Below are 19346 nucleotides of genomic sequence, written 5' to 3' on the forward strand. Positions count from 1 at the left end.
TTTGAGCAAAATTAAGCTAATTCGCAGCATGATGTAACCTTAAAACTATGAAGCTTACCGATATTTCTCCTGCAATAGCTCTGACTCCTCTCGATGGACGTTATCATAATCAAACATCCGCACTCGTTGAATATTTAAGCGAACCTGCGTTAAATCGCGAGCGCATGCGTGTAGAAGTTGAGTGGATGATTCTTCTCGCAAATGGTTATGAAGCTAATCAGTTCCAGCCAATTGTTAAGGGTGTTAATCCTTTAACTGATGAAGAATGCTCATATTTGCGTTCTATTCCTGAAAATTTTGATGCTGAAGGAATTGCTCGTCATGCTGCGCATGAGGCTATTACTCATCACGATGTTAAAGCTGTTGAATACTACATTGACGATGCGTTAGATGAAGCAGAAAATAAGCTTGGTCATGCTACTGAGCTTTCAAATTTAAAAACTTTAGTACATTTTTCATGCACGAGTGAAGATATTAATAATCTTTCTATTGCGCGTTGCGTAAAGCAAGCTGTTTTAAACGTTTATCGTCCGAATTTAGAAGCGATAGTTGATTATTTAGTTAAGAATGCTAACGAATATAGAGATTTATCTATGCTTTCGTTAACTCATGGCCAGCCTGCTACTCCAACTACTTTGGGTAAGGAATTGGCAGTGTTTGCGTATCGTTTACGTCGTCAACTTCGTCATCTTGATAATCAAGAGTATTTAGGAAAGTTGAATGGTGCTACAGGAACTTTCGGAGCTCATTTAGCTGCTTTCCCAGAAGTTGATTGGATTAGCGTATCTCAAGAGTTTGTTGAAAATAGAATGGGTCTTCAATGGAATCCATTAACAACTCAAATTGAAAGCCACGATTGGCAGGCTGAACTTTATAGCACTGTAAGTCACATAAACCATATTTTGCATAATCTTGCAGTTGACGTATGGATGTATATTTCTAGGGGTATTTTTGTGCAAGTTCCTGTAAAGGGAGCTACAGGATCTTCTACTATGCCTCATAAGGTTAACCCTATTCGTTTTGAGAACGCTGAAGCTAATCTTGAGATTTCTTGCTCACTGTTTGACACATTGTGTGCAACTCTTACTGAAAGCCGTTGGCAGCGTGATCTTACAGATTCTACTACTCAAAGGAATGTTGGCTCAGCTTTCGGTTATGCTCTTCTTGCTTTGAATAATCTTTTAGTCGGTTTGAAGTCTATTCATCCTAATAAAGAATTTATGGCAAAAGAATTAGACGAAAATTGGGAAGTTCTTGGAGAACCAATTCAAACAGCAATGCGCGCTGAAGAAATTGCTGGCGTACCTGGTATGGAACGACCATATGAGCAAGTAAAAGAATTAATGCGCGGTCACCATATTTCACAAAGTGACGTAGAAGAATTCATTAAATCTCGTAGCTTTGATGCCAATACTGCAGCTCGTTTGCAAGCAATGACACCAGAATCTTACACTGGATTTGCTTCACGATTGGTGGACTTTATTGATTAAGTAGACGGTAAAGCGATGCAATCTAGCATAAATCCAAATCTTGTTATTGAAGATACTCAGCCTAGCTTAGTACGTAGTTGGGCTGATTTGTTGTATGCAATATCATCAGTTGTAATTGGCGTTTTTACTTTGTTGTCGTCAATGTGTTTATCAGCAACGGCTGATGCTATGAAGATTGATGCACGAAATGCTACTCAAATTATAGGATTATCTTTCAATAATCTTTCTTTTGTTCTGATACAGCAAGGTCTTACTCTTATTGTTGTTGCAGAAGTTATTGCACACATGGTTTCTGACAGGCGTTGGATTGATACCGCTATTTCTGTTATTACGCTGTTTATAAGTTATGGTTCAGTATGGCTGTTATCTATTGCGATATTTTCTACGCACAATATAGCTTTGATTGAATCTTTACAAATGCGGCCTAATAACACTTGGGCTGATTTGCTTCCAGACATGTATGCTGTTCTAGTTGCTTTTCTTACAGTTAGTGGTCCTAGACGCGAATATAAGCATGTAATGTGGGGCTGGAATGCTTTATTCATTGTTACAGCAATACTTCTATTTTCATCTTGGGACTCCTACTCTGCTGTTCTTGTATCATGCTGCTTAGGAAGAGCAATTGGTACGCTTATTCGTTTCGCAAAAGGCACACGCAGTAAGGGTGCTTGGGGTGACGATATTGTTCTTGCTTTAAAAAATATTGGCATAGATAATCTTACTCAATTAACTCGTAGAACTCAGCAAGCTGATCATACTGGAGTTCTTCGTTCAAGTCTTGATGACGATTTAATTGAAAATTCAAGATTGTATGATGCAACAGACATTCACGGCATACGTTACGTAATTTCAGTATTAGATAATCAAGTTCATTTACCAGGTTATTTAAATCAGTTATGGCAGTGGGTGCGTTTAGTAGATATACCGACTCGTAGAGATCGTTCTGCTAGGCATTCTGTTCATCACCATCTTTCTATGCTTCTTGTTTTACGAAATATGCATTTGCCAACAGCGAATGTTTATGGAGTAAGCGACAGTGATAAATCTTCAATAATGGTTTTTCATGCTTCTAACGCTCTACTGCCTTGCAATTTGAACACTTTAACTATTGATGATGCAGCAAAATTAATGCGTTATGTAGATGCTGCTAATACTCGTGGAATTACGCATAGACGCATCACTCCTGAAACTATTGCTAGGCTTGAAGACGGAACCCCAGTTATTGCAGGTTGGCAAAATGGCGATGTTGCCAGCGATGATACAAATATTGCACTTGATAAAGTTCAGCTTTTAACGCTTATTGCATCTTGCACAGATATTGACACTGCTCTTAAAGCTGCTATTAACACATGGGGTGTAGAAAAGTTATCTGCACTATTGCCTTTTATGCAAAAAGCCGCTATTCCTGCTTCTACGAGATCTTTGCCGTCTTGGAATAAAAAAGTTTTCCAAAATCTTTGCAATAAGTTAAGCGAAACAGTTGCGTTACACACAGATGAAGAAGATTATGATACTGTGCGTTTAGCACGCTTCAATATACGTTTCTTTGTTAGCTTAGTTCTTTCGATTGTTGCTGTTGCTGTTATTGCTACACAGTGGCATCCTCAGGAAATATTTGCTGCCTTGCGTCACGCAAATAATGTAATGGTATTTACATGCTTTGCTTGCAGCATGTTTGCTTGGGTTGGATCTGCAATTACTCTCGGCTCATTCATGGATGATCAAAAACCTTCTGCACATGTTTTGTTTGCATCTCAAGCAGCTTCTGGTTTCACAGCTGTTTCTATGCCTGCTGGTGTTGGTCCTGCATTTGTAAATATGCAATTATTAAAGAAAAACGGGTACACTCCGGCTCAAGCTACAGCAATTACTAGTGCAGTATGGCTTATTCAAGCATTAATGACAACTTTGGTATTACTTTCTATAGGCGTTTTCACTGGTAAAAATGTGCTTTCTGGAATGATTCCTACTCATATGCTCATTACTTTCATTGGAATAATCACTCTTATAGTTTGTGTTTTAATGGTTATCCCATCTGCTCGTAAAACAATTCGCAAACATTATTTGCCAATATTATCTGATTACGGTCGTCAAATTAAGGAACTTATTTCACATCCTATGCAACTTATTGAAGGCTCTTTTGGCGCTATTGTGCTTGTTTCATGCATTGGATTGGGTTATTGGATTTCTTTACTTGCATTTGGATATTACGCAAATCCTTGGGAAACAATCTTACTATTCTTACTTGCTAATGCTGCTGGATCTGCAATACCTACACCAGGCGGTTTGGGTGCTGTTGAAGCTTCTCTTACTTTCGCATTTACATCTGTAGGTGTTCCTCCAACAGTTGCTTTGTCTGCCACTCTTCTGTATAGGCTTATGTTCTACTGGTTAAGAATTCCGTTAGGCGCGTTTGCAATGAAGTGGCTCAGCAATAATGAACTTATATAAGTGAGATTTACAAACATTTGTGTATTTTTATTAGCAAATATCGTATCTGTTTCTATGCAAGTACGTTTTAAATAAAAAATAGTAAAAAATAAATAAAAAAATATTAAGAAAAAATGCAAAAATGGCTACATTTGTAGGGAAAATGTACTAATATCTAGTATGAACGTGACCTTTGAAGAGAAGGTCCCCTGACACAAAGGATGCTGCATGGCATACAACAAGTCTGATCTCGTTTCTAAGATCGCACAGAAGTCCAACCTGACCAAGGCACAGGCCGAAGCCGCCGTCAACGCATTCCAGGATGTGTTCGTTGAGGCTTTACAGTCCGGTGAAGGTTTGAAGCTTACTGGTCTGTTCTCCGCAGAACGCGTAAAGCGTGCTGAGCGCACTGGCCGCAACCCGCGTACCGGTGAAACCATCAAGATTCCAGCTTCTTACGGTGTACGTATTTCTGCTGGCTCCTTGTTGAAGAAGGCTGTTACTGCCTGAAATTAAGCGTTTTTCGTATTTATTAAATTAAACAAATACTATTTGCGCAAAAACAAGATGGGCACTCCAAAGCTGGAGTGCCCATCTTTTATAAATCTCCTCGTTCCATTTTTCGCAAACGCGGCTCTGCGCTATCTTTTGCTCCCGTAATGCGGTAAACGTCAAAAACGCCTTCAATTTTACGGATAGCAGCAAGTAGAGTTGCTAAGTGCTGAGGATCTGCCATTTCAAAGGTAAATTGACTTGTTGCAACACGGTCATCGCCTGTAGCAATAGTTCCGGAAAGAATATTTACTCCATGATCTGAAAGAACGCGAGTAACATCCGAAAGAAGATGCTGTCGATCCAATGCTTCAACTTGAACTTTAACCAAGAACAAGCCTTTATCGCTAGTCCATTGAACAGGAATAACGCGCTCTGATTGAGTTTTTTGCAAATCGAGCATGTTCTGACAGTCAGTCCTATGCACAGATACACCTTGGTTTCGTGTTATAAAACCAATAATCGTATCTCCTGGAACTGGCATGCAACATTTTGCAAGCTTTACCCAAACGTCTCCAACGCCTTTAACTGATACTCCCAAAGCTCCGTTAGACTTATGGCTGCGCTCAACATGGCGTAAAGGCAATGCTTCTTGTTCTACTTCTTCTGCAACTTCATCAGCACCAGCATCTTTTACTAAGCGCGAAATAACATTCTGTGTAGAAACTTGACCTTCACCAATAGCTGCATACAAAGACTCAACGTTAGTAGGCAAATTCAATTCATCGGCAACGCCAATTAATGCCTGCTGAGTCATCAAAGTAGTTAAAGGCAAGTTACGTTTACGCATAGCGCGAGTTAGCTCATCCTTGCCCTCTTCAATCGCCTCAGAACGGCGTTCCTTGCTAAACCATTGGCGTATTTTATTTCGAGCACGAGGAGATTTTACAAAACTCAGCCAATCGCGTGATGGTCCAGCTGTATCCGACTTTGAAGTAAGTACCTCTACAGTGTCACCGTTTGAAAGCTTCGTATCAAGAGGAACTAAACGTCCATTTACACGAGCACCCATCATGCGATGACCAACTTCAGTATGCACAGAATATGCGAAATCAACAGGAGTTGCATCCTGCGGAAGCGCAACAATACTCCCCTTTGGAGTAAAAACATAAACTTCAGAAGCACCAAGATCTTGCTTTAATGAACCTAAGAATTCATCTGAATCTGGAGTCTCACTAGTCCAATCAGCAAGCTGTTGAATCCACTTAAGATTATCTGCTTCGCTAAGCTCTTTTTTGTCATCAATATTATTTTCGCGTTTTAAATCATCATTATCAGGCTTACTTAAAGCGCGACCAGCTTGACCATTAGCTTTGTACTTCCAATGAGCTGCGATACCGAATTCAGCACGCCTATGCATATCCCATGTGCGTATTTGAATCTCTACTGGCTTTCCACCAGGACCTACAACTGTAGTATGTAAGCTTTGATACATATTCAACTTTGGAGTTGCAATGTAATCCTTAAAACGTCCTGGAACAGGGCTCCATCGAGCATGCACTGCACCTAATGCTGCATAACAGTCACGAATAGAATCGACTATTATTCTCACGCCAACTAAATCGTAAATATTAGCAAAATCATGACCTCGAACGATCATTTTTTGGTAAATAGAGAAATAATCTTTTGGTCGACCTTTTACTGATGCTTTAACGTGTTGTTCTGCAAGATCTGCATTAATTTCTTCAAGAATTTGTCGTAAATAAACTTCGCGCTGACCTGCTCTACGAGCAACTAAAACAACAATTTCATTATAAATTTTTGGATACAGTACTTTAAAACTCAGCTCTTCAAGTTCAGTTTTAATTGCATTCATGCCTAAACGGTTAGCAAGAGGCGCATATACGTCAAGAGTTTCTCTTGCTTTTTTATGTGAACTTGATTGCTTAACATACCTCCAAGTGCGAGCATTGTGCAAACGATCCGCAAGCTTTACTACAAGCACTCGCACATCGCGGCTCATTGCAACAACCATCTTACGAATAGTTTCTGCTTGAGCACTTTCGCCATATTCCATGTTGGATATTTTTGTAACACCATCTACAAGACCTGCTACAGTATCGCCAAATTCAGCTCGACATTCTTCCAGCGTGTAATCTGTATCTTCTACAGTGTCGTGTAATAATCCTGAAGCAACAACAATTGGTCCCATTCCAAGATCTGCAAGAATTTGAGCTACAGCAAGAGGATGAATAATGTATGGCTCACCAGATTTGCGTCTTTGACCTGTATGCTGCTTTACAGCACGATCATAAGCTCTATGAAGAATGCTCATATCCTCATTAGGATGGTGCCATTGGCACATGCTCAATATTGGCAATAATGGATTTCGAGAATCTTCGCTGATTTCACATCCGAGCCTATTGGATCCTTTTACATCCTCTTGAAGTTCACCCATTTGGCACCTCCTGGTACTTTTACTATCCTACCTGCAATTCGCTCAATACACTACAAAAACAAAAAATACATACAATAAATCCGACTCAGTTTTAAAAACCGGTCGGATATTTATAAAAAGATTATTGTACGCCAGTGGAGCCAAAACCTTTATCAGAGCGATCAGATTCAGGTAATTTAGATGCGGGAATAAATTGTGCTTCTACATAACGTTGTATAACCATTTGAGCGATACGATCACCTTTATGGAACTGCACTGTGTTCTCAGGATCTAAATTAATAAGAGGAACCTTAATTTCACCACGATACCCGGCATCAACTGTTCCAGGTGCATTTAGCACAGTCACACCCTGTTTTGCTGCTAAACCAGAACGAGGATGCACTAAAGCAACATAACCTGCAGGTAAAGCTATAGCAACTCCAGTAGGAACAAGCGCTCTCTGGAAAGGACGCAAAGTAAAATCTTGTGTAGTTCTTAAATCGGCACCTGCATCACCTGCATGCGCATAGCAAAGCGGCTGTAATGTAGATGTTTCATCATCGAGATACTTAATTAATACCTCAACCTGTTCGGGGCCAGTATAGGTCTCGTCATATGCCATTTAAGCTGCGCACTCCTTGCAAACAGGCTGACCATCAGCATTAGTTTCAGCTAACTGGCTGCGATGCTTAACTAAGAAGCATTCAGAACAAATAAATTCATCGCCTTGCATAGGGATAACAGTCACGGATGCATCTTCGTTACTTAAATCAGCACCTGGCAACTCGTAGTCTTCAGCAATAGCATTTTCATCATCGTCAATGTCGCTGCTTGAATTTTGAGAACCTTTACTCAAAGCTTCCAACGACTCTTCGTCCTCATCTTTGCTACGAGGAGAATCATAATCCTGTGCCATTATGGTCCTTTCGTCTTTAAAGCTACTTACGCGCATAGCATACACGAATGCTACCCCGTATATTACACATTTTTTATTCTAAATAAAATGGTAAAGAATGCAGTGTATGGACTAAAGTATATAAATAATATTGTTAAAAGCGAAGAAAGTGGTGCATAATGCTTGAAAATCCGCCAAAAGAGGCGAGTTTCGACCATGTTGACGCAGACGGCAATTTGATTTTCATTTGTGAAAACACGCCGTTACGTATTCAAGTGGACGACACGCTGGAACGCGCCATCGCTGATTCACACAAAATTACGAGTAAAAACAGCGATGAACATAACTCAGCAGATGCTGGCACAAATTCTGTGCAATCTAATGCAACATTGCCTATTTCGCAAATTCAGGCATTGATTCGCGCAGGAGTTGCACCTTCACACGTAGCGCAAAGATACAACGTTAGCGAAACACAAGTTAGGCGTTTTTCTGCAGGCGTTGAAACAGAAAAGCAGTATGCAATTGAGCAGTTCCTTCTAGTACCTGCTCCTAAACAAAGCAATATGCGCACTATTGCAGATTTAATTGAGAGAACGTTAGCTAAAGCACATATTGGCATGGAAACAGTGCAATGGAAAGCAACACGCCGAGGATTAGAGCCATGGCGAATTAGTGCTACTTTCAAAACTGCTACTCGCACTATTAAAGCTGAATGGACATGGAACATGCATGACAACTCTGTTACATGTGTGAACCCTTCGTCTAGATTGTTGCTTGGTGAAGATGTCAATGCAGTTGATACTTCTAAACAGTCTCCATACGGTGGAGCTTATAGAGACACTGTGAGCATTAATTTCCCATTCAACACTGAAGAGCTTCCAGGAAATTCTATTCGTTCTGCCAGAATCGAACGAGCTGTTTCTCAATGGGAACTTAGGAACAGTGACAAACTTGCAGATGTACAAACACAATCTTCGTTCGAAAATCAGGACAATAATTCCGACATACGGCAAGTATTAGAAAAAGGCTATTCTAAGCGTTCTACTAAAGCAAATAAGCAATTTAAAGAAGATAACCCTCAACAGCCTTCGCTAATACAATCGGATGCTGAACTTAATAATAGAAACGAAACGAATAGCAAAATCGCCAATGAGTCTAAAAAAGCACAGAAATCATTGGCTGCTAAAGTTCAAAATGCCGAAAAAGCAGATATTGCTAGCACTACTTTGCAAGAAAATACTTCTGAAAGTAATCAAAATTCTGCTAAAAATAATCAAGAAATTAATACTAATAGTCAAGAAAAAACATCTTCTGAGCACAATAAACGTAAAGCTGGAAGAGCGGCGGTACCAAGCTGGGATGAAATATTATTTGGCGAAAGCTAAATAAGAAGTTTAAAAAATAAATTTTTCGCTTATTGACAATACGTGTGGCACTTTTATTAAAATTTTAAGTGCCACACATTTTTATTTGCTAAGTTGCGATTTATAAAATATTTTCAATAATAGAAGCAAAAATCGCTTACACTAAATCTATGAGGCACGGAATATCCATTTCCATGTGAGTCATCGATCCATGCACGCTAGGTAAACTCATAGCTTTATCGGATTGAATGCGAGAATCAACAATTGTGTAAGCTCCACAAGCTTGCACAATAACATCACCAATAACAGCCTCTGCCCTGTTGTTTACTAAACCAAAAATACCATCGTCAATAGCTTGTTTTTTACTGCGTACAATTGCATTAGTTCCAAAATATTCGCGCCAACGGTAAATAATATCTTCAGGATTTGCATCACTGTTAGCATACAACATTACAGAACGAGGTTCACCGCCAACCATCGATACGCCTTTCATCAGCTCATCATGCTTAGCAATATCAACTCGCTTACTTGGATCAGATTTAATCATCCCATGATCTGCAGTAATAACAATTAATGTTCCAGGAGCACAATTTGCTCGCAAAAGATGCAACTGTTCGTCAATTTGCTCAAAAACAGAAACCCACTGCTGAGAATCCCAACCATAATTATGACCGGTTTTATCAGCGTCACGTAAATACATATAAGTTAAACCTGGAGTTTTACTGCTATTAGCAGCCTTAAGAATGCGAGCTCTAGGAGTTCCAGCAGTAATATAATTTGCTCCACGAAAAGCAGCTTTGGTAAGAGGAGTATTTTCAAACTTTGCTAATCCCACGCTATCTGCACGAACTCCATTAGAAACTAAACTTTCAAATATAGTTGGCTCTTGCTGCAAAACTAGCGGATCAGGTGCATCATTAAATTGGATAAGCTGCGCAAGTTTACCATTTTGAGAATTTTTTTGCGTGTAACCAGTCATGCAAGTAAGACCAGGACATGTGCCTGTTCCAAAAGTAGCCATTGCAGCAACAGTTGTGCTTGGAACGCACGTGCTAATTGGTCGTTGATTTATTGATTCGTTAAGCAAGGATCGTAAATAAGGAGCGTGACCTTTGCGCATAAGAATATTCCAGTATCCTAAACCATCTATTAGCACTACAATTGCAGAATTAGATTTAGGGAAACCAAGACTTTCTCGCAAAGCGTGTGGATCGTTATGAATAGCTGTTTTAACAGGAGCATCTATTGCATCACTTAAAGCTGGAAGAACCGAAGATATATGTAACGCTCCCCCAAGATTTTTTTCATTAAAATCGTAAGAAAAATCTTCATTAACTGCGAAATTAGAAAAATCACCGTACTTAACATTTCCAACGAATTGTAAAAGATCATTTTCAGACGGTATTTCAGCACTCATACTTACTATTGAACCACTTATATTGCATTGAACAAAACGCGAATAACAAATATTTATATAAATAACTAGTCAAATTGCTGAAAAATTCAGCAAAAACATGCTGTTTGTGCATATAAATTGCTAAGATTGATAGCCGTAATGTCATTCAAGGAGTTCTAAATATGCCCTCACGCCATCACTCAACACAGCAAGCTTTCGACCCAAGAAAAGTTAAAGAGCATATTGTTGAAACACCATTGAACGAAGAAATGAGCAAATCCTTCTTGGAATATGCTTATTCAGTTATTTACGCTCGCGCTCTTCCGGATGCAAGAGACGGCATGAAGCCAGTGCAGCGACGCATTGTGTATCAAATGGGCAATATGAATTTGAGTCCTGATCATGCTTATATGAAATCAGCGCGCGTTGTTGGTGAAGTAATGGGTAAACTTCATCCTCACGGTGATTCTGCAATCTATGAGGCAATGGTTCGCTTAGCTCAACCATTTTCCCTACGCTTGCCACTTGTTGACGGACACGGTAATTTTGGTTCTCTTGACGATGGTCCAGCAGCTTCTCGATACACAGAAGCGCGTTTAGCTCCTGCATCACTAGGTATGAACGCGGATATCAACGAAGACACAGTTGATTTCGTACCAAATTACGACAATAAACTAAAAGAACCTACTGTGCTTCCTGCAGCTATTCCAAATCTTTTAGTAAATGGCGCTTCTGGAATTGCTGTAGGCATGGCAACTAATATGGCAACGCATAATCTAGGCGAAGTAGTTGCTGCAGCAAAATATGTTATGAAACATCCTGACGCAACCCTAGATGATCTTATGAAACTAGTTCCAGGACCTGATTGGCCTAGCGGAGGAATTATCATCGGTCGAAGTGGCATTCGCGAAGCTTACGCAACAGGTCGCGGAGCATTCACTACAAGATCCACAACACATATAGAAAATATTACTGCTCGCAAAAAAGCTATTATTGTTACAGAACTTCCGTTTATGGTTGGACCAGAACGAGTTTTGGAAAGAATTTCTCAAGGAGTTAAATCAAGAAAATTAGACGGTATTTCAGGTGCTATTGATTTAACAGATCGACATAACGGAACTCGTATTGTTATTGAGATTAAGACAGGCTTTGATCCTAACGCTGTGCTTGCTCAACTTTTTAAGCACACTCCTTTGCAAGAGAGCTTTACTATTAACAATGTTGCACTTGTTGACGGCAGACCTCACACAATGGGCTTGAGAGAGCTATTAGACGTTTGGATTTCTCACCGCAGAACAGTAGTGCGCAGACGCAGTGAATTTAGGCGCAAAAAAGCTCAAGAACGCTTACATTTGGTTGACGGCTTGCTTCTTGCACTTCTTGATATTGATGAAGTAATTCAAGTTATTCGTTCATCTGAAGATGCAGATAGTGCAAAAACTAAGTTAATTAAAGTATTCGATCTTGACGAAATTCAAGCACAGTATATTCTTGACTTGCGTCTTCGCAGACTCACTAAAATGAGCCGAATAGAGCTCGAAGCTGAACGCGACGATTTGCTCAAAAAAATTGAAGAGCTGAATCAAATATTAAGTTCTGAAGCAAAACTCGACAACGTTGTAATAGCAGATATGGATTCTGCAGTTAAACAATGGGATACTCCACGCAGAACAATTTTGCTTGACGAAAATGAAGATGGTAGTTTTACTCCAGTAGCCTCCAGCATAAATAAAAACAGTGAGGATATTGCGATTAAAGCCGTTCAATCAGCAAATAAAATTACTTCAACTCAAGCAGATTTGGCTGCAGCAGCTAATGCAGCTCGTAAAACCGGAGAAGCTGACGCATCTTCTGTTGCAATGCAATTAAGTGACGAACCTTGCGCAGTAGCATTAAGCACTTCCGGGCTAATTGCTAGAACAAGCACTGAAGTGTTGGAACATTGGAATTCACACAATAACAACGTATTTAACACTCCTTGTAAAACAATGTTTGAAACAACAACGCGTTCAACTTATGCTCTTGTTACTTCATCTGGTCGACTAGTTCTAGCTCATGTTGCAGATTTGCCACAGCTTAACTACGAAGAAGGAAAACCTGCACTACTGAGCCACGGAGTAAAAGCACAAGAACTGCTAACTTCCACACAAAGCACTGATCCAGTAAGAGGAGAACATGTAGTTTCAGCAATAGCATTTAATGCCTCACAAGATGCTACTCCACTTGCAATCGGCACACGAAACGGTATAGTTAAAAGATGGAATTTTGAAGCTCCGACTACCATGGATTCGTGGAGCATAATTGACTTAAAAGACGACGACACTGTTATTGCCGCAGCTCCAGCAAAAGACAACGACAGACTCGTGTTCATTAGTAATGATTCTTCATTACTTACCTTTGACGCTAAACAAGTTAGACCTCAAGGACGCACAGCAGGCGGAATGGCAGGCATTCGTTTAGCAGAAGGCGCTAAAGTTGCAACCTTCGCAGTAGTGCCAGAAAAATCAATAGAGTGGCATTACGAAGAAGGTGAAAATGGTTTATTCTCCGCTTCTGGAACAGTTGTATTCACTGTTGCTGGAGACAGTGAAGCTCTTCCTGGAACCGAAAACGGTTCTGCAAAGATTACTCCATTTGACATGTACCCAACAAAAGGTCGCGCAACTGGTGGCGTGCGCTCGCAAAGATTCCTTAAAGGTCAAGATACGTTGATACACGCGTATGTTGGATACTATCCATTGCAAGCAGTTACGGAAGGCGGAAGCAATGTTGAGTTACCTAAGCCAGATATGCGTAGGGATGCTTCTGGAACTGAGCTAGTTTCCCCAATTGCACACATTGGATAGGATTATAAACAATTTCTAGAAAATTACTAACAATTAGTAATTGATAAGAAAATAGATAATATAAAACTAAAGCTATTAAAAACTAGGTAAGTTTTAAAGAGAAAGGGAAAATATGTTATTTTGCACTAATTGCGGCAGTAGCATGTTAGATGACGCAAAGTTTTGCGAACAATGCGGTACTCCTAACGAAAATTACACAAAGCAATCTGAGGAGCAAGCTAAAGAACAAGCTAACGAACAAGTCAATGAGCAAGCTAAAGAACAAGAAATAAATCAAGTAGAGCAACAAACACATGCTCAAGAGTTGCAAGAAGAAACTAATAAAAGTAATAAAAATAATAAGAAAAAAGGCGCATTCATATCAATTATTTGCGCAATAATAGTTCTAGCTATAGTTGCAACCGCTGGAACAATTTATTACATAACGCAAGTACAGCCGAATTCAGGTATGGTCACAGTGCCAGCAATTAAAGATACAAATGCTCAAGCTGCTGCAACGAATTTACGCTCAAAAGGTTTTAAAGTAGAAATTGTTAGGGAACTTAATAAACGCAAAAAAGGTTCCTTTGTTTCATTAAAAGGCATTAAACCAGGTAGTAAGGTTAAAAATTCCACAAAAATAACAGTTGTGGAATCTCTTGGTCCAGGTATGCCAAAAAACGTTATGGGAAAGACTGTAAACGAAATTACTGACGAAGTAAAAGAAATGGGCTTAAAAGTAGAAGTTCATAAAGTTCCTGCAACTTCAAAGCCTGGTACTGTTGTAGCAACTTACCCAACTCCTGGACATGCTTTTGTTCCTGCTTACGAAGGTGACAATATGCATATTGCTGTTGCTACCCCTATTGCTAGTGAAGACTATGGAAAAGTTGTGCCTGCAGACATATTAGGAAAAGATACGAATACTGCAAAGAATATGCTTAAAAAAGCTGGCATAACTAACTATAAATTAAAACCAAGATTCTCTTCGAAAGATTTCGTTGGCAAGATTACAGGCTCATACCCTAATTTAGGCGACTTGTATGCCATGAACACTGGCGACATTACAGTGTATTACGGTGTTGATGCAAGTAAAACAAAAGAAGTATTAACTAAACCATATAAACTAAATGAAGTCGATAAAAAAATCGATGTTCGCGTAACAAAAGGCCTTTCACCAATTGCAGGAGTTTGGTGCAAGAAAGGCGGCGATTGTCTGTACTTCAATGAAGCACCATCGTTTGTTGAAGGTGAATCTACAGTTGTATTAGGAACACGCATTGGCGATTTAATGCATGATGGAACGTCACCTATGATGATAAGTGATGAAAATGATCTTAGTATGAATAACTATTCGCAAGATATATCGGGATTTATTTTATACGATAAAAAATTACCTATGAATGACATGATGAAAAATCATTTGCTTTCCGGCGATACTGGCGCAGTAGAATTCTACAAAGGATTAGATTTGCCATCTTGCGGAAACGATATATTCCCACCAACATCAGGTTCACGAATTTGTGAACATGGTAAAGAAATAGACATTGAGAGTAATCCTGAAAAATTTGATGATCAAGGAGTATATAAAGGTTCTGACAAAGATGCTAATACAGGATTAACTTACAAAATGCATGATTTCTTTGTGCTTGTTCCTGTAAATACAAAATTTGATGAACTTGAAAAAAGCGGATACTTTAAAGGCAAAGGCAAAAATAAGCCTGATTTTAGCCGACCATTCATTATGCGAAGGGATTCAAAGCTGTACGATAAAACACAGGTGTCTATTCCTGATGAAATTAGTGGACCTGACGATTATCCGACAAGCCCGTTTGTGCCGACAAAAAAGAACAAGCCAGTGCCTTTCGCGCCAGCTCCGGATGACAGCAACGTTTACTACAAGCTTGAAGAACCTATTAACTGGTCATCGCTTGATATTATAAAAACCTTTAATTAGTGCTTTTAGCTGCAGAATTTGGCAATTTGATTTGTCTATGTAGCAAAATTGCGCTAAATAATTGCTCTACTGTTTTTTCGTGGTTCTCGTAGTTTTCGCGAGAACCACGTTTTTTATGCAAATCATGATTCCTTATGTCATTGTTCGCTTTATTTTCACAAGACGCATTAGACAATAACAAAGTTAAATTGCAAAACTTAACTAATCTACTCGTTACGCCTACGTTTTGTTAAGGTGAGACCGGCGAAAAGCGAGGCAATTGCGGAAGCGAAAATTGTGGTTGTGGTTGAGCCAGTTTGCGGAAGATGCTTGGCAGAATGCTTAGCTTGTTGCTGTTCCGGTTGCTCTGGTTGTTCCTGCTGAGAAGGAGCTGGCACTGGCTCAAGTTCCTGCTCAGGCTCAGGAATTGGAGTTGGCGTTGGTTTCGGCTTAGGAGTTGGCGGCGTTGGCTTCTTTTTCAACACAAAAGTAACAGATTCTTGAACCGCAACATCACCAGTTTGAAGTCCAATATTAATATCTGCACTGCTCTTAGAAGACTGATCTGTTGATTCAACAACCCACTCATACCCATCTGGCGCTTTAACATTTGGTTTTACAGTATAATGTCCTGGTAGCAAATACACGACACCCTTAGATAAATAACCAGTAGGCAAAGAACCAGTAGAGCTCTGTATGAAATGAGTATCTTGAGACTTCATCATTGCAACTAAATCATCTTTACTACTTGCAACAATATCACCACTTGCAGCAGCAAATTGATCACCAATTTGAGCATTCTTAGAATTTAAAAGCCCATACGTTGCACCTGATTCAAACGTTCCATCAATTTTCTTATATTTCACAACCAGCTGCGTAGGAATTACTCTAAAAGTCACATAATAATGCTTTGTTGTTACTTGATTATCATCCGTATCTCGAACAATACCATAGTCGTAGTTGCCAAAATCACCTGTATTATCCGCAGTAAATTCTCCCCCTTTAGGAGTATCAATATCGTTACTGTAATAAATATAACCAGGGATATTAGTATTTTTAAGCTCTTCCATAGTTGGGCGCTTAATAGAATCTTTCTTGGGATCTCCTTCGTAGCTTAGGAGAGGCGTATACATATTTCTGACAACCTGATTATTACCAAACCTCACTCCGGCAATATTTTTAATCTCAGACAAGTCAGATAAATCCAACTTGGTAAACGGTTTAGTAGAGAACCTATCAGTTTCACCAGAACTGCGTTGAGAAAGTTCACCATTCCCTTCAATGTTTGCTACTTTGCGATATTGCAAATCATCAACAAAATGGAATTGCGCGCCACATTCTGGTATAAAAGCAATATATCCGAAAGCTCCAGATGAGTCTTCATGATTAAATCCTTCATAACCCAAAATAGCTTCATTAGCGTTGTTGCCCTCCATAACAACATGGATAAACGTTTGGTTTTTTCTCATATAAACTTTAATATTCGTCTTATCAGCCAAATTGGATCCAACAAGCTTCCCATTTACCTCAAGCTTGTATGGAATCTTACCGTCAGGAGCTTTATTAAGGTCAAGATTTACTGATCCATCTGGATTTTTTAGCTCACGGGATGATCTGTATGAATAAAATTGACCATCACCGGTATATACACTTTCTTTATCAACACGCGGTAAAAATATGAAAATATCAATTCTTCCAAGCCTGCCACTATACGTATTAATAAATCCATCAATACTTTTAGTATCACCAGATGCTTGACCATTCTCTACAGAAAACTTCTTTCCATAAGCCGTATAAAAAATCTTTTGAATAGAAGACAGAGGTCTAACAGATTTCGTTTTGTCCTGCAGCTCTTTTACTTCAGCTGGTGTAATTACATTAGGGAACGGATTTGTTACATCCTTATCATCACTAAAATCGTATATGCCTTCTTTATTAGGCTTAACTTTGCTTTTCTTATCGTCATTATTTGTAGAGTTTGCTGCCGCTTTATCATCTTTTGCTGCACGATCTTCATTTGCTGAGCCTGTTGCAGTCTTATTCTCTTTTAGCTCTTTATCACCTTTGACATCTTTGTCTTCTTCATCGCCGTTTGCTTTTTTATCTTCTGATACTTCTTTTGTAGATTTAGCTGACTTGTATACAGCTACTTTGCTTTTCTTTACATCAGCCGAATCGTTTGCAGAACTATCATCTTTTACACTATTACTTACAGCATCATTCTTCGAAGCATCAACATCCTTGAAACTAGCATCATCCTTGGAAAGCGTAACATCCTTAGAACCAGCATTACCCTTTGCTTTATCAGGATTTTTAGCGAAAGGATACCCCCCCCCGTCAGAAAATCCCGTATTCGCAACATTAGAGTTAGCATTCACAACAGAATCAGCCGCAGTTGTAACACTCTCAGCAGCATTCGCACTCTGTGCAACGCAAAAAGCGCAAGCAGCTGTAGCAATACTCATCATCGTCGTCGACAATATAAGCACAGTTCTCTTATTCATTTTTCCCTCGTAAAATAAACAAATTTAAAAAAACTTACAAAATAAAAATCACACAGCTGCAATCTCATCCTAAGAATGCAACCACGCAAACTAATATACCATAATTCAATATAATGTATATACAAAATTATGAAAACTTACACTTAATCGCGCACGCAAACACTTTCATACTCAACTTTCGCAAGTTCGAAGCAAACGCACGTGCATAAAAGTAATTAAAACACACAGTAAGAAATCTGCTTACAAAACGACCAACCGTAATACCAGCCTCTTGATGTATGATTTCTAGTAGTGTTAGAAGGAGGGGATTTATGCTAACAATTTATGAGTTGATGGAATACTTAAAGAATACGCATCACATTGATATTGATCCAAAATCACAATTGCAATCTTTGCGCAATATTGGTTATTATCATGGCTTCAAGGGGTATAGGTTTGTGCGCGAAGATGCTAATCGTATCAGGTTCTCTTCTTTCGATGAGGTCGTTGCATTAAATGATTTTGACATGAGATTAAAAACGATTTTATATCCTGCTGTTATGTTCATTGAAAATGCGTTGAAAAGCTATGTGATAGAAGCACTATTAGATGATTGTAATTCTGAAAATTTCGATGATATTTACAATAAGTCGTTAACGGCTTACAAATCGCATAAATCAGGTTCTAGCGCATATAAAAATGCTTATATTAGAAGAATGAATCTTAAGGGCAGAATAAATTCATCACTAATAAGAGATTACAGTAAAAGAAGCGTTGTTGCACATTTTTTTGATAATGATAAATCTATACCGGTGTGGGCAATATTTGAGACTTTGACTTTAGGCGAATTTGGAATGTTGTATGAGTGTGCGAACATTAAGGTTAAAAAATGTGTTTCAACTATTATGAGTTTGCCGACTAATTTAGATTCAGATGGCATGATTACGAGATTTCTTATTTATGCTATTAAGGATTTGAGGAATGCTATAGCTCATAATAATGTTATTTTTGATACTCGATTTAAAACTGGAAAAGTAGATAATAGGTTATCAATACTTCTTAAAACTGAAATGAAAATTGATAATATTGATTTTAAATACATAGATGCTTATGTTACTATTATTACTTATTTTCTTAGTAAAATGGGCGCACCTGAGAAAATGCGTAAGGATTTTGTTGAACAGTATGATAGCGAAACAGAACGTTTGAGAAAAAAGCTGCCTGTGAACATATGTAGTAAGATACTTGGAACTCAGCATAAGTCTAATATGAAATTACTTAAGTGTTTTATGAAAAAATAGTAAAATTCGTTGCACAATTTTACTTGTATGATAGCATTGTAATTGAATTGCGGTGGACGTCTTCGGACTAAACCTGGAAGAATCTGATGCGTCGGGTTCTTCTTTTTTCTTTTATGGGGCTATAAGTTGTAAGACTTATAACCCCAAATATTTCATCTTATGATTCTTACTAATCACTGCCAACCATTTATAGTGTAAGCGGCTACAAAAAGCGCATTTGCAAATACCAGATGATAAAAGCGCTCAAATAATACCCCCCCCCCCCAATATTATTGAATCGTTTATATTCACAAGACA

Annotated in this window: 12 protein-coding genes; 7 read left to right on the forward strand and 5 right to left on the reverse strand. The window is 38.8% G+C overall.

The features are described 5' to 3' along the window. Positions 1-47: 47 nt before the first annotated feature. From purB to AC1EK3_RS01985, 3 genes are all read left to right on the forward strand, one after another. A complete protein-coding gene (gene purB / locus AC1EK3_RS01975; protein ID WP_480033428.1) occupies positions 48-1490 on the forward strand; it encodes an adenylosuccinate lyase in 1443 nt (480 codons plus the stop codon). A 15-nt stretch (positions 1491-1505) separates the two neighbouring features. After that, positions 1506-3941: a lysylphosphatidylglycerol synthase transmembrane domain-containing protein gene (locus tag AC1EK3_RS01980; RefSeq protein ID WP_480033427.1), complete on the forward strand. Its 2436-nt coding sequence runs from the start codon at positions 1506-1508 to the stop codon at positions 3939-3941. A 207-nt stretch (positions 3942-4148) separates the two neighbouring features. Next, positions 4149-4430 carry an HU family DNA-binding protein gene (locus tag AC1EK3_RS01985; protein ID WP_004119480.1) on the forward strand — a complete coding sequence of 94 codons (282 nt, stop codon included), beginning with the start codon at positions 4149-4151 and terminating at the stop codon, positions 4428-4430. 88 nt (positions 4431-4518) lie between these two features. Here the strand turns inward: AC1EK3_RS01985 and AC1EK3_RS01990 are convergent, their stop codons facing one another. From AC1EK3_RS01990 to AC1EK3_RS02000, 3 genes are all read right to left on the reverse strand, one after another. After that, positions 4519-6870 carry a RelA/SpoT family protein gene (locus AC1EK3_RS01990; protein ID WP_480033426.1) on the reverse strand — a complete coding sequence of 784 codons (2352 nt, stop codon included), beginning with the start codon at positions 6868-6870 and terminating at the stop codon, positions 4519-4521. A gap of 121 nt (positions 6871-6991) precedes the next feature. Continuing rightward, a complete protein-coding gene (dut, locus tag AC1EK3_RS01995; protein ID WP_004106773.1) occupies positions 6992-7471 on the reverse strand; it encodes a dUTP diphosphatase in 480 nt (159 codons plus the stop codon). Next, complete coding sequence (locus AC1EK3_RS02000; protein WP_119526708.1) at positions 7472-7765, reverse strand: DUF4193 domain-containing protein; 294 nt, start codon at positions 7763-7765, stop codon at positions 7472-7474. Positions 7766-7923: 158 nt separating this feature from the next. Here AC1EK3_RS02000 and sepH point away from each other — a divergent pair, with 158 nt between their 5' ends. Next, the gene (gene sepH / locus AC1EK3_RS02005) at positions 7924-9129 is read left to right on the forward strand and encodes a septation protein SepH (RefSeq protein WP_480033425.1); all 1206 of its coding nucleotides are present in this window, start codon (positions 7924-7926) and stop codon (positions 9127-9129) included. Between the two features lie 136 nt (positions 9130-9265). Here the strand turns inward: sepH and AC1EK3_RS02010 are convergent, their stop codons facing one another. Then, positions 9266-10525, reverse strand: coding sequence for an alkaline phosphatase family protein (locus AC1EK3_RS02010; RefSeq protein ID WP_415686878.1), 1260 nt, complete (start codon positions 10523-10525; stop codon positions 9266-9268). A gap of 161 nt (positions 10526-10686) precedes the next feature. Between AC1EK3_RS02010 and AC1EK3_RS02015 the strand changes: the two genes are divergently transcribed. Continuing rightward, entirely contained in the window at positions 10687-13350 is a 2664-nt protein-coding gene (locus AC1EK3_RS02015) for a DNA gyrase/topoisomerase IV subunit A (RefSeq protein WP_480033424.1), read from the forward strand. A 112-nt stretch (positions 13351-13462) separates the two neighbouring features. Beyond that, positions 13463-15286: a PASTA domain-containing protein gene (locus AC1EK3_RS02020; protein WP_480033423.1), complete on the forward strand. Its 1824-nt coding sequence runs from the start codon at positions 13463-13465 to the stop codon at positions 15284-15286. A gap of 206 nt (positions 15287-15492) precedes the next feature. On the opposite strand, the gene AC1EK3_RS02025 is transcribed toward AC1EK3_RS02020, so the two are convergent. Next, entirely contained in the window at positions 15493-17769 is a 2277-nt protein-coding gene (locus tag AC1EK3_RS02025) for an LPXTG cell wall anchor domain-containing protein (RefSeq protein WP_480033422.1), read from the reverse strand. Between the two features lie 311 nt (positions 17770-18080). Here AC1EK3_RS02025 and AC1EK3_RS02030 point away from each other — a divergent pair, with 311 nt between their 5' ends. Continuing rightward, positions 18081-19049, forward strand: coding sequence for an Abi family protein (locus AC1EK3_RS02030; protein WP_480033421.1), 969 nt, complete (start codon positions 18081-18083; stop codon positions 19047-19049). The last annotated feature ends 297 nt before the right edge of the window (positions 19050-19346 follow it).

The sequence above is a fragment of the Gardnerella sp. C0026F2 genome (assembly GCF_056590715.1).